Source organism: Bacillus sp. FSL K6-1106 (assembly GCF_038005245.1).
Lineage (GTDB): Bacteria > Bacillota > Bacilli > Bacillales > Bacillaceae > Bacillus > Bacillus altitudinis.
Window position 1 is genome coordinate 681,152 of the sequence record NZ_JBBOSV010000002.1, and the last position, 12,575, is coordinate 693,726.

General features: G+C 43.5%; 12 protein-coding genes. 2 read left to right on the top strand and 10 right to left on the bottom strand.

Features of this window, described 5'->3' with window-relative positions:
* The first annotated feature begins 170 nt into the window (after positions 1-170).
* Positions 171-1,547 carry an aspartate kinase gene (locus MHI20_RS18130; RefSeq protein ID WP_160758162.1) on the top strand — a complete coding sequence of 459 codons (1,377 nt, stop codon included), beginning with the start codon at positions 171-173 and terminating at the stop codon, positions 1,545-1,547.
* A gap of 152 nt (positions 1,548-1,699) precedes the next feature.
* Positions 1,700-2,545, top strand: a complete 846-nt coding sequence (locus tag MHI20_RS18135; protein ID WP_024720194.1) for a GAF domain-containing protein — start codon at positions 1,700-1,702, stop codon at positions 2,543-2,545.
* Positions 2,546-2,577: 32 nt separating this feature from the next.
* Here the strand turns inward: MHI20_RS18135 and MHI20_RS18140 are convergent, their stop codons facing one another.
* The 10 genes from MHI20_RS18140 to MHI20_RS18185 form a co-directional block, all read right to left on the bottom strand.
* Positions 2,578-4,005 (bottom strand): sensor histidine kinase, encoded by a 1,428-nt coding sequence (locus MHI20_RS18140; protein WP_217967548.1) that lies wholly within the window; start codon positions 4,003-4,005, stop codon positions 2,578-2,580.
* Positions 3,995-4,690: a response regulator transcription factor gene (locus tag MHI20_RS18145; RefSeq protein ID WP_268383628.1), complete on the bottom strand. Its 696-nt coding sequence runs from the start codon at positions 4,688-4,690 to the stop codon at positions 3,995-3,997. The genes MHI20_RS18140 and MHI20_RS18145 overlap by 11 nt, the downstream gene beginning before the upstream one ends.
* Positions 4,691-5,060: 370 nt before the next feature.
* Positions 5,061-5,609 carry a GNAT family N-acetyltransferase gene (locus tag MHI20_RS18150; RefSeq protein ID WP_268383630.1) on the bottom strand — a complete coding sequence of 183 codons (549 nt, stop codon included), beginning with the start codon at positions 5,607-5,609 and terminating at the stop codon, positions 5,061-5,063.
* 273 nt (positions 5,610-5,882) lie between these two features.
* Positions 5,883-7,217, bottom strand: a complete 1,335-nt coding sequence (locus MHI20_RS18155; protein WP_268383632.1) for an MmgE/PrpD family protein — start codon at positions 7,215-7,217, stop codon at positions 5,883-5,885.
* A complete protein-coding gene (locus MHI20_RS18160; protein WP_319078394.1) occupies positions 7,208-8,365 on the bottom strand; it encodes an amidohydrolase in 1,158 nt (385 codons plus the stop codon). The genes MHI20_RS18155 and MHI20_RS18160 overlap by 10 nt, the downstream gene beginning before the upstream one ends.
* A gap of 33 nt (positions 8,366-8,398) precedes the next feature.
* Positions 8,399-9,145: an amino acid ABC transporter ATP-binding protein gene (locus MHI20_RS18165; RefSeq protein ID WP_007498162.1), complete on the bottom strand. Its 747-nt coding sequence runs from the start codon at positions 9,143-9,145 to the stop codon at positions 8,399-8,401.
* A gap of 12 nt (positions 9,146-9,157) precedes the next feature.
* Positions 9,158-9,832, bottom strand: a complete 675-nt coding sequence (locus MHI20_RS18170) for an amino acid ABC transporter permease (protein ID WP_249855982.1) — start codon at positions 9,830-9,832, stop codon at positions 9,158-9,160.
* Positions 9,833-9,856: 24 nt separating this feature from the next.
* Positions 9,857-10,651 carry an amino acid ABC transporter substrate-binding protein gene (locus MHI20_RS18175; RefSeq protein WP_007498164.1) on the bottom strand — a complete coding sequence of 265 codons (795 nt, stop codon included), beginning with the start codon at positions 10,649-10,651 and terminating at the stop codon, positions 9,857-9,859.
* A gap of 22 nt (positions 10,652-10,673) precedes the next feature.
* Positions 10,674-11,177 (bottom strand): GNAT family N-acetyltransferase, encoded by a 504-nt coding sequence (locus MHI20_RS18180; protein ID WP_025206740.1) that lies wholly within the window; start codon positions 11,175-11,177, stop codon positions 10,674-10,676.
* A 17-nt stretch (positions 11,178-11,194) separates the two neighbouring features.
* The gene (locus MHI20_RS18185; RefSeq protein WP_160758159.1) at positions 11,195-12,520 is read right to left on the bottom strand and encodes an LLM class flavin-dependent oxidoreductase; all 1,326 of its coding nucleotides are present in this window, start codon (positions 12,518-12,520) and stop codon (positions 11,195-11,197) included.
* Positions 12,521-12,575: the final 55 nt, after the last annotated feature.

Genomic DNA, 12,575 nt, shown 5'->3' on the forward strand with positions numbered 1-12,575 from the left:
AAAGAGCTCGGCATATCGCCGGCTCTTTTTTCATCTATTCACACATAACGTCCTCCCCAAAAATACATTTGTTCATTCAGAGAAGAAAAACCTTGATAATTTGAAGAAAAGAGTTGATAATAGAAACTATTCAATTTGTGAGAAAATTTTTACTATAGGAGATGTATGCATTGAAGGTCGTTAAATTTGGTGGCAGTTCTCTTGCTTCTGGCAAGCAGCTGCAAAAGGTATTTGACATTGTCACAGCAGATCCAGCTCGAAAAGCAGTCGTTGTTTCCGCACCAGGAAAACGGCATTCAACGGATACGAAGGTCACCGATCTATTAATTAGTTGCGGTGAACAATATTTACGTTTAGGTGAAGCACACGATTTACAAGAAGCTGTCATCGAGCGATATGCCTCGATTGCGGATGAGCTGGGGTTAGGTCAAGACATTATTGACACCATCCGGCAAGATGTAAACACGTTATTACAGGCTGATTCTTCTCATCCTGAGCGTTATCTTGATGCGATTAAAGCAAGCGGTGAAGATAATAACGCAAAGCTGATTGCAGCCTACTTTCAGCATCAAGGCGTCGAAGCGCACTATGTGAATCCAAAAGAAGCCGGTCTATTTGTCAGCGACGAGCCTGGTCAAGCGCAAGTCCTTCCAGAATCGTATGATCATTTGTACAAATTAAGAGAACGCTCTGGCATTATTGTGTTCCCTGGCTTTTTCGGTTTTAGTCTAGCGGGTGATATCGTCACTTTTTCCCGTAGTGGATCAGACATTACCGGTTCCATTTTGGCAAATGGACTGAAGGCAGATGTGTATGAAAACTTTACGGATGTGGATGCAGTCTACGCCGTCAATCCAACGATCGTTCATGAACCAAAGGAAATCACAGAGCTGACGTATCGTGAAATGCGTGAATTGTCCTATGCGGGTTTTTCTGTATTTCATGATGAGGCACTTATTCCAGCCTTTCGGGCAGGCATTCCTGTTCAGATTAAGAACACCAATAATCCAGCGGCTAAAGGCACAAAAATTGTAAATCAACGGGATCATACGAATGGCCCTGTTGTGGGAATCGCGTCAGACAATGGATTTTGCAGTATTTATATCTCTAAGTATTTGATGAACCGAGAAGTGGGCTTTGGACGTAAGGTGTTGCAAACGTTAGAGGAATATGGACTTACGTATGAACACGTGCCTTCTGGCATTGATGATATGACCATTATTTTAAGGCAGGATCAGCTGGAGGAGCAGCAGATTGAACAAGAGCTTTTAGACCGATTAAAGCTTGTGCTTGATGCAGATGAAGTGGTTCTAGAGCGGAACCTCTCGCTTATTATGGTCGTAGGAGAAGCGATGCGTCATAATGTTGGTACAACAGCAAGAGCGGCAAAAGCGCTGTCAAAAGCCAAAGTGAATATTGAAATGATCAACCAAGGCTCTTCAGAGGTGAGCATGATGTTTGGCGTCAAAGCAGCTCAAGAAAAAGAAGCCGTTCAAGCCTTATATGAGGAATTTTTCTCTATGTCCACGGTGCCTGTCACCATTTAATCAGCAGACTGTCAGATCTCCGGATCGGCAGTCTTTTTGATCTCGCACGATTTGCGCATTAAAGTATATCTATTTCTCGTTTGATTTTGTATGATAGAGACAAATCAACTATTGTTCCGGCCATTGATCGGAGCTACAAGGAGTCCTAATCCATGCCTCGTCAACAACTATTAAAACAGTTTCGCAATTTTCATGATGCTTCTACAAGTATTTTAAACATGATGAGTCAATTCATTCATATGAATACACTGTTTATTGCTAAAAATGATCAAAACACCAATCAGATTGTGAAGGTGCTAAATCATGACGAGCAGCTTCTTGAAGAAGGGGAAGAAAATCCTTACGAGAAGACATTTTGCAAGCTGGCGGTCGATCATCGCGATACGCTGTTGATCCCTGATATCCGCTTGGACGAGCGTTCAAAAAACTTAGACGTCACGAAACAGCTGCAAGGCGGCTCATTTATTGGGGTTCCCATCGATTTTACTGATGGTACGAACTATGGAACAATTTGTGGACTTGATCTAAGGCCGCAGCAATTTACAGAAGAGCATGTTCATATGTTTGAAACGATGGCATCTTTGTTGAGTTACGTCTTAGAACTCGACCAGGCCAATCGGCAGATTCAGCAATTATCTGTACCGATCGTACCTGTTGTTGACGGTGTCGCCGTGCTCCCTCTTCTTGGTGATATCGAAGAGACACGTGCGCAGCATATTTTAGAAACCATTTTACAGGAAAGCTACAGGCTGTCGCTCTCTCATTTGGTCATTGATGTTTCAGGGACAAAACGACTCAATGAACAAAGCATTCAATACTTGGTCAGCTATGCACAAACGTTAAGACTGTTAGGCATCTCAGCTGTTTTAACAGGAATTAAGCAAGACCTTGCGCTGAGTGCGATTCAATCGAATATTTCATTTAAAGACATCACCATTCGTAAGGATTTACCGCAGGCACTTGCTCATATCGGCCTAACGTTCTCCAAAACAGAATAAGTGATGATACACCAAAAAGGGCTAAACAGAGTTTAGCCCTTTTCCTGTGGGAGCGGCAATCGAATGATAAATGTTGTTCCCTTATGTTTTTCACTTTTTAAATCAATCTGTCCGTCATGCAAGTCTACAAGCTGCTTGACAATCGACAGGCCAAGTCCGTATTCTCCATATGGTGTATTCGTTCTCGAAATATCCGCTTTATAAAAACGTTCCCAAATGTGTTTGACTTCTTCAGGTGCAATGCCGATTCCCGTGTCTTCTACTTCAATGATCGTTTCCCCGTTCTCTTCTTTCCCTCTCAAAGAAATACGGCCGCCTTCTGTAAATTGGATGGCGTTCTTTGTGATGTTGACGAGGATTTGAATGAGCCGGTCATAATCTGCGTATACCTTTTGTTCAGGGTGAACCTCTACCATGAGCTGATTGTTTTTCTCTTCAGCCATTCGGCTCAGCTGCTCCTTAATCACTTCAAACGTATCAATGAGTGGATAGTGAAATTTTTGAAGGGTGATTTGATTCGACCTGATTTTCTCATAATCCATATTTTCATTGACGAGACGCAGCATTCGTTTTGTCTCATCAGTGATCAGCGCATAGCATTTCTCTTTCTCTTCTGCCGGCACATCCGCAGTATTCAGCCATTCGACCAATCCTCGAATGGTCGTCAGCGGTGTTTTCAATTCGTGAGACACATCCGCAATGAATTGGCGTCTTCGTTTTTCGAGCCGGTCAATTTCCTCTCTTGACCGTTGAAGACGATTGGCCATCATATTAAAATCCTCACCTAGTGTGCCAATTTCATCAAGGTGTTTGTTTTCAAGATGAATGTTGTAGTCACCATGCGCAATTTTCTCAGTTGCCTCTCTCAATTTTTTGATACGATTCACATGGAACTTCGACAGAAACAGACTGAGAATAAAGGTAATCGTCAATGCCACAAACACGATGATATATAAATACCGGTTCATTTGAGCAATCAGCTCTTCTGCTCCTTGAATAGGAGCTATGAGCACCACCCCGCCCTTCAACTTTCCGTCTTCCATGACAGGAATTGCCACAAGTGATGCTTCTTGATCAAGCCGGCGCGAATCACTTCGCTTGACAATGATTTCTTCACCTTTTGCAAGCTTGGCCCACAAATCTTTTGTGAGTAACGCTTCATGCGGTGGCATCTCTTGCTGCTGAGACAGCACAGTCCCTTTTTCATCAAAGACGAAAAAACGGATTTGTCTTGTCGAAAGAATGTCTTCAAATGGACGCAAACGGAAGTTCATCTCGGCTTTCGACAGTTGTTTAAAATTCTCCAAAATTTCATTCCCATACGAACTCATTTCGTCTACCCTATTTTGATAGGCAATATCTTTTACAAAATGAGACATGAGGGTGCTGATAATAATGATGGCAATGAGCAATAACCCAAGGTGACTAATCAGCAACTGGTAAAAATATTTAATCTTCATCGAACTTATACCCTACGCCCCATACCGTATACAGAAAGGGCTTAGGTCCGTCTCCGATTTTTTGGCGCAATCGTTTAATATGAACATCAACTGTTCGTTCATCACCATAAAATTGGTATCCCCAAATTTGCTCAAGCAATTGTTCTCGTGAAAATACTTGCCGAGGATGCTCTATAAAAAAGCACAGCAGATCGTATTCCTTTGGCGTTAAATTTTCGATCCGTTTCCCCTCTAGAAACACTTCTCTCGTTTTTTTATCTAACTGAAAATGTTCGGTCTCTAGCCGTTCATCCTCTTTCGCTCCTTCTTGAGTAGATGTTGTTTGAGCAAAACGTCGTTTCACTGCTTTGATTCTTGCCATTAAGGTGAGCGGACTAAAGGGTTTTGTCACATAATCATCTGCCCCAAGATCGAAGCCCAGCACCTGATCAGATTCCGTTTCCTTTGCTGTCAGCATAATAATCGGAACATCACTGATCTGGCGTACTTTTTGACAAATGGTCAGACCATCCATTGAAGGAAGCATGACATCTAAGATGAGCAGATCCCAATCCTCCTCTTGCTTAAATCGATTCAATCCTTCTAATCCATCATGGACGAATTCCGCTTGAAATCCTTCTCGTTGAAAAAACATATCCGTCATTGTACAAACACTCTGGTTATCTTCAATCATTAATATTTTCATCATCAGCCTCCGCTGTTGCCTTTGTTTTTCTTTATGTAGCTTTATTTTACATGTTCCTTCTCAAATCTCAATTGGATTGATACGATTTCATGAACTTATCATGCTTTGGTCATCTTTTATTCATACTTTTTGATGGAGTTGACATTTTGGGGAATCACATTGTTCTTTTTTAATATAGTAGAATGGCAAAATGAAGGAATTGCAGAGGATAGTCTAAGATGAGGACAGTGTCATTTACGTTCTTTGAGAAGAAGAAGTCTCCCATGAAGTAAAAGAATGAAATGACACGCTTCCTGATCGTTATAAATGGTCTATATAAAACAGTTTGGAACTGGACATGCATATCGAGGGCGGGTGTGCCCTAACGAAGCTAATTGTGATTTTCTATAAGGCACCCCATTTCGATGCGAATTTCCTTTTTCTTTATATCTTCATTTGAATAAGAATTGACATTTAATCCAATCAGTTGAAAGCCATTTTTCAAATAAAACTGGATAGCTGGAAAATTGGATGATTGGGTTTCTAATACAATCATTCTAACTCCCAATTCACGAGCGCGTTTTTGTGCCATTTTAATGAAAGTGCTGCCAATACCTTTTCTTTTAAATTGTTTATCCACATATAAATCATGAATGAGTAATGTATTATTCCATTTCATGTGTTGAATGACTATAATTCCAGTTTCTTCACCATTCATCTCTGACACGTAAACCTCTGAACCCTCTTTATATGGATCGAAAATCTCCTCTTTTAGATTTTTTTTAACTGGCGCTTCAAATTCTTCTTCTGTAAGGGAGATGTTCCAACCATTGTGACTGGTTTCCATATGAATTTCATAGTATTTTTCAGAAGTATATTGATAATATACTTGTTTTCCTTTAGGATAATTTTTTTGATAGATACGACGAATCGTTAACATTTCATACTCCCTTCATTTCAATGATTTAAATCTTTAATCGTACTACTAAATTCGTCGATTTGCGATTTGATACCTTTAAAAATACACCTAAAAGATAAAACTCGTTTTGCCTCTGTCATAGAATAGGGTCGTTTTTAAATGTGATTGTTGTAGATCAAGATCAATTGTTCACCTGACGAAGAGAATATCTTCTTTGACGTTATAGAGTGTATTCACTCTTATAAGAATAAGGACATTTAAAAAGCTCATCTCCAAAGATGAGCTTTTTTCATATCACACGAGCAACTTCAGATAGGCAGCGTCATTCCCCTCTTCAACCGCCTGTAAAAGCTGCTTTGCCTGTGATGTGCTGGTGACGCTGCTTAACTTTTGTATGATATCTTCTGTCGATAACGCACAGCCTGGTGCTCCCCGAGGGATATCGACTCGTTTGCTGATGGTGGTTCCGTCAGATAAGGTGAGCTTTACAATCGTAAATCGTCCTTTTGGCACTGCGTCTGGATGGGGTTCTATCGTTTGATCATATACTCTATTTACCCGCTTCATCCATGTCCGCAGCTCTGGTGAAATGGCTTTTTTCGTAAAAGCATCCAGTGATAAAGGTTGTCCAAACACCGCTAGTGCGATGACATACTCGACACTAAATCGTCCCTCTTCTCCCGTCAAAGGTGTCCGCTCCGTGAGTGCGGCATCTCCGCCAGGCGGAAACATGACGTCGACCTGTTCGATCTTCCCCTGTAAGAAAGAGTGTTCTTGTACTAATGACTCGATCGCATCAGCTGCATGATGCGCCGCTGAACAGAACGGATACACTTTAAACCATAGACCTGGCGACACGATACGCCACGCAGTGCCATAGTCTTCTAGCAAACATCTTTCCGCTAGTTTCTGATCCCCATAGAGAGAAAAGAAGCCCAGCTCTCCATCCAGAAGCGATTCACTCCCGCCAAAACCTGAGCAAGCTAAATCTATGGACCATACGGCTGTTTTAGCGGCGAGGCCAGCTTGTAATGGTTTCATATCAGTCCCAAACTGCTTTCGCATTCCAGCTGATTGCGCACCAGCAAAGCCGATCGCTTTCGCCAGCTCTTTCTGTGAAACTTGTTTCAAATAACCAATCGCACAGACTGCTGCAATGGCTCCGAGAGTTCCGGTATTATGCCAGCCCCGCTCATAGTGCGACTTGCCGATGAATTCACCTAGCCTTGCCATTACTTCGACGCCAGTAATGTAGGCTGCTAGAAATCGATCACTGTACGCCTCCCCGTTGGTCAGCTGGGAAAGCAAGGCCGGGATGATGACCGCACTTGGGTGTCCTCTCACATCAGAATGCACATCATCATAATCAAGGGCGTGAATCAGGTAGCCATTTAGCATGGCTGCGGATTGACGGCTGACCTTCTTCCCTTGTCCAATGACGGGAATTTGAGCCGCGCCGCCTTCTTGTTCCACCAGCGCCATGAGCTTCTGAATCCCTTCATCCTCTTTTGCAGCAAGTGCTGCTGCCGCAGCGTCTAACAGACCGTTTCGAGCCATTTGAACGGCCTGTTGATCTTGCAGCGGATCAGCAGAGAGCACTGCCTCTGCGAGCTGTTTCGTTAGTTCCATGATCTTGACTCCAACGCCCGAACCGCAAGCTCGGAGAAGAAAGCAGCGGCAACAGGGAGTGCGTCTTCATTTAACGTAAAGGCAGGGTGATGCCACTCCTTTGTACCGCTCGTCCCCATCCAGACGAAAAAGCCTGGAATGTGCTCTTGGTAAAGGGCAAAGTCTTCTCCGCCTGGTGACTGTTCTGCCTCCACTACTGCGAGATCAAGCGCTCCTGCCGTTTCTTCCACAACCTTTGTCAAACGCTCGTCATTCATCACAGAAGGCAAATACGGATGCCATTTCACTTCTGCCTTTGCGCCAAATCCTTCTGCGATACCGCTCACGATCTGTTTCATGAGTTCTGGAATCATCGCTCTCACTTCAGGTTCAAACGTCCGAACGGTCCCTTCCATCTCGACGCGATCAGGTATCACATTCCATGATGTGCCGCCTTGAATACGTGTGATGCTGACAACCGCATGATGCAAAGAACTAATGCGGCGGCTGACAATTTGCTGTAGGGCGCTTGTGATCTGACCGCTGATGGCAATCGGATCAATTGTGTGATTTGGAATTCCAGCATGACCACCCGTTCCTTGAATGTCAATTTCAAAGCGATCGACACTCGCCATTAATGCTTTTTCTCTTATCCCGATGGTGCCAACTGGCAGGTTAGGTTTATTGTGCATACCAAATATCGCATCGACTCCATTTAAGACGCCTGCCTCTATGACGTGTTTCGCTCCTTGCGCCACTTCCTCAGCCGGCTGGAACAAAATGCGGACTGTTCCCTTGAGCTCATGTTTCCGTTCGTTTAATAGGACGGCCGCACCAAAAATCGAAGCGGTATGGAAATCATGACCGCATGCATGCATTTTCCCCTGTATCTTTGAAGAAAATGGTTCGCCAGATGCTTCTTCAATTGGAAGTGCGTCAATATCGGCTCTCAGAGCAATCGTTGGTCCCTCTTGTTCTCCTTTGATTTCACAAACGACTCCTGTTTGAAGATCTGGGAAATCGAGCACTGTGATCCCTTCCTCTTCTAACCAGCCTCGTAGTTTTTTTGTCGTTTCATACTCTTCAAATGCTAGCTCTGGATGCTCATGAAGCGCTCGGCGCATGTTAATTAAACGTTTGTTTAAAGCTTCATTTCCTAATGATTTCACTGATACTCACCCCTCTAAAGAGTAAAAAGCAGCTTATGCTTCTTCAGCCGCTGCTTCTTTTTGGATAAATCGTTTTGTTCGTTCATTCTTCGTTTCGTCAAATAGTTCGGTTGGCGTTCCCTGCTCAATGATATGACCATCTGCCATAAAAATCACATGATCTGCTACTTCTCTTGCAAACGCCATTTCATGTGTCACGATGATCATCGTTGTTTCTTGAATGGCAATGGATTTAATGACTTGAAGCACACCTGAAACAAGTTCTGGGTCAAGTGCTGATGTTGGTTCATCTAGCAGAATCGCATGTGGATCAACCGCTAAGGCTCGGGCAATCCCGATTCGCTGCTGCTGGCCGCCGGATAGTGTGACCGGGTAGCTGTCAGCTTTTTGTTCTAGCCCTACTTGTTTCAATAGCTTCATACCGATCTCATTTGCCTGCTGTTTTGTCATTTTTTTCGTCACAAGCAGTGACTCTGTAATGTTTTGCAAGGCTGTTTTGTTTTTGAATAAATTATAGTTTTGAAACACCATGGCCGTTTGCTGACGCAGGTGATGGGCTTCTTTACGTGTATATTTAGACGCATTCAGCTTCGCATCGCCAATTTCAATCGTACCTTCGTCTGGCGTTTCTAATAGATTTAGACAGCGTAGCAATGTTGATTTACCGGAGCCAGAAGGTCCGATAATGGCCACAACCTGCCCTTTTTGCACGTCAAGATTAATTCCGTCTAAGACGACAAGGTCGCCGAATGATTTTTTCAAATTGGTGAGCTTGATCATGTCCACACCTCCTTAATTCCGGTAAGGTTTGCTGAGTTTTCGTTCAAATAGGTCTTGTAGGAAACTATAAATGATGGTGAGCACCCAATACACAATGCCAACCGCTAAATACGTTTCAAAGTACTTATAATTGGCCGATGCAATCATTTTCCCTTGTGCAAACATTTCTGCCACCCCAATGGTAAAGGCAAGCGATGTTTCTTTTAAAAGTCCAATAAAGGTATTCCCCGTCGCTGGAATGGCATTTCTGACGGCCTGCGGGAAAATAATTCTGACGTAAGACTGCCATCTTGTCATGCCGACAGATAAGCAGGCCTCAAGCTGCCCTTCATCCACTGAATTAAGAGCCGCTCTAAAAATTTCTGCTAAGTACGCTGAGTTTTTAATACTTAAACCGATAATGACCGCTGTTAAGGCATCCATTGAGGTCATCGCAGGGAATAGCTGCGGAAGACCAAAATAAATGAGAAAGAGCTGAACCAAAGTTGGAACCGCTCTGAAAAAAGAAATATACAGCTTGGCAAATTGGTATAAGACAGGTATCCGGTTTTTCGTTATAAGCGCGAATACCACACCAATGATAATGGCAAATACCATGGAGACAATCGCCATGAAGATCGTTATCGGCAAGTATTGAATCAAGGTTGGAAAAACCGTCACCATATACTGCCAATCAATGTGATTCATGTCTGCTTTTCACCGCCGCTGTTGTTATTTTTTAATTGGAACTGTGACATCATCTTTGAAATATTTCTCAGACAATTTCTTCAGTGTTCCGTCTTCTCTTAATTCTTTGATCGCTTGATTGAATTCTTCTCTTAGCTTGTCGTGCTTTTCATCTTTGGCAAATGGGTAGCCGACTTCTTCATATACGATTGGGTTGCCGACGATTTTGAGTGGAAGTCCTGTTTTTTCAATTTGAGCTAACAAGACACTGCGTCCGTTGACGTAAGCATCTACACGGCCATTTGCGACTTCATTTAAGACACCGTCTTGTGTTTCATATGTTTTGATGTTGATTTTCTTGTCTGGGTCTTTGCTCTCTAGGTTTTTGGCATGGTTTGAGCCAAGAACAGCCGCCACCGTTTTTCCTTTTAAGTCATCAAGTCCTTTAATGTCCTTGTTGTCCTTCTTGACAATGATTTGTGTTCCTGCGTATGCATACGTATCTGTAAAGTTGAACGTTTGTTTACGCTCATCTGTAATCGCAACTTGGTTTGATACAGTATCCAGCTTACCAGATGTCAGCTGGCCCATCAGTCCGCTGAATTCACTCAGCTGCCAGTCTAGTTTGTAGCCTAGCTTTTTCGCAATGGCTTCTGTGACCTCGACATCAAATCCTACTAGTTTGCCGTTTTCTTTATAAGCAAATGGATAGCTTTGGCCTGTAGCGCCCACTTTAAGCACTTTCTCGTCTTTGCCTTCACTCTGATTACCCCCGCCGCATGCTGCTAACACCGCAAGCATTGCCGCAAATAAAACAACTAGCCACTTTTTGTTTTTCATGTTCGTACACCCTTCTTTCCTCTTATGGTTGTGTAATATCTGATCTTAATTGTTTTTTAAAATAAATGGTGATATGGCCTTTGCCTAGATCCTTTTCACCTGCTCTGACATAGCCTTTACGCTCATACATGTCCATGAGCCACGGATGCTTATCAGCTGTCCCAAGAGAGACAAACGGTACCTTTAGTGTGTCCCTTAGCACTTCCGTTTCAACCCACTCAAGCAAGGCTGAGCCTGTGCCTTTTTTTGCCGCTGGTTCTGAAGCAAACCACCAAATATGCGGAACGCCGAATGGTCCTGGCTGTTCTCCCCACGGCATACGGAGTGATAAGGTGGAGAGAAGCTCTCCGTTTTCTTCCATTACATAGCAAAGGTTCTTTTGTACATTTTTCTGAACGAGGGCGATATCTGCATGTGCTGCTTGGAACTGGATGCCGAGCTCACGAATCGGCTCATAGGCTCTTGTTGTCAGTTCAAGTAGCGCTTCTATATCATCCTCAGTTGCCAGACGAAACGTATATCCCAACGTTAGTCACCTCACCTTTATGTCGTGTAGCGATTTTTTGGCTGTTTTAATCCGAGATTTTCTCGTAAAGTTTTTCCTGTGTATTCTGTTTTGAACAGGCCTCTTTCCTGAAGGATCGGAACGACGCGATCTACGAAGGCATCAAGTCCTTCTGGCAATAATGGCGGCATCACGTTAAAACCGTCGGCTGCTTCCTCAACGAGCCATGTCTCCATCACATCTGCTAGCTGCTCTGGTGTTCCAATGAAGATATGGTGCCCACGGGACCCTGCAACAGATTGGTAGAGCTGGCGAATGGTCAGGTTGTCCTTTCTCGCCATATTCATCACAAGGTCAAAGCGGCTTTTCACGGCATTTGACGCGCTTGGATCAATCTCTGGAAGCGGTCCGTCTAGTGGATACTGCGAAAGATCAATACCCCCTAAGTAGTTTTGTAAAATGCTAAGGCCGATCTCTGGAACAATCAGCTCTTGTAATTCTTCATACTTCGCTTTTGCTTCTTCGACAGTATCGGCAATGATTGGGAAGATGCCCGGCATGATGCTGACATCCTCTCTAGCTCGTCCAGCAGCCTCTACTTTTCCCTTCAAACTTTGGTAAAATTCCTTCGCTTTGTCGAGATCGTTTTGTGCCGTGAAAATAAGCTCAGCCGTTTTAGCCGCAAGCTTTTGACCATCTTCAGAAGACCCTGCTTGAATGATCACTGGCTGTCCTTGAGGGGTGCGTGATACATTAAGCGGACCCCGTACGGAGAAGAATTCACCTTTGTGCTGCAGCTCATGAAGCTTACTAGGCTCAAAGAATTCTCCTGTTTCTTGGTTTCTGATAAGTGCGTCCTCTTCCCAAGAATCCCACAGACCTTTGACGACATCGACGAATTCTTCAGCTCGTTCGTATCGTTTGTGGTGTGCTAAATGCTCTTCTCCGCTAAAATTTTTCGCTGTTTCTTCAATAGAAGATGTGACCACATTCCATGCTGCTCGTCCGCCTGATAAATGATCGAGTGAGGCAAACTGTCTCGCAATATGGAATGGCTCACTATATGTAGTTGATGCTGTTGCTGCTAAACCAATTGTTGAGGTAGACTCTGCAATCGAAGAAAGCAGGGTGAGCGGTTCAAATCTTGTTAATACATTTGGATGAGATGTATGATTAATTGATAAGCTGTCGGCTAAAAAGAGCAAATCCAGCTTCCCTTCCTCGGCCTTTTTCGCTAATTGTTTAAAGTAATCAAGATTCATGGCTGCGTCTGGTACTGCTTTCGGATGTCTCCAAGAGGCGACATGATGTCCAGTTCCCGCGATGAATACGCCTAGCTTGAGCTTCCGTTTCGGCTGTGACACTTGTTCTTCATCCTTTCTATATCTTCCTTGTATCAAGTGATTATTTTACAAGATA

Excerpts from the sequence above, each read along its gene's own strand:
- MHI20_RS18135 (WP_024720194.1), top strand. The coding sequence starts at position 1,700 with ATGCCTCGTCAACAACTATTAAAACAGTTTCGCAATTTTCATGATGCT.
- MHI20_RS18140 (WP_217967548.1), bottom strand. The coding sequence starts at position 4,005 with ATGAAGATTAAATATTTTTACCAGTTGCTGATTAGTCACCTTGGGTTA.
- MHI20_RS18145 (WP_268383628.1), bottom strand. The coding sequence starts at position 4,690 with ATGAAAATATTAATGATTGAAGATAACCAGAGTGTTTGTACAATGACG.
- MHI20_RS18150 (WP_268383630.1), bottom strand. The coding sequence starts at position 5,609 with ATGTTAACGATTCGTCGTATCTATCAAAAAAATTATCCTAAAGGAAAA.
- MHI20_RS18155 (WP_268383632.1), bottom strand. The coding sequence starts at position 7,217 with ATGGAACTAACGAAACAGCTCGCAGAGGCAGTGCTCTCTGCTGATCCG.
- MHI20_RS18165 (WP_007498162.1), bottom strand. The coding sequence starts at position 9,145 with ATGATCAAGCTCACCAATTTGAAAAAATCATTCGGCGACCTTGTCGTC.
- MHI20_RS18170 (WP_249855982.1), bottom strand. The coding sequence starts at position 9,832 with ATGAATCACATTGATTGGCAGTATATGGTGACGGTTTTTCCAACCTTG.
- MHI20_RS18175 (WP_007498164.1), bottom strand. The coding sequence starts at position 10,651 with ATGAAAAACAAAAAGTGGCTAGTTGTTTTATTTGCGGCAATGCTTGCG.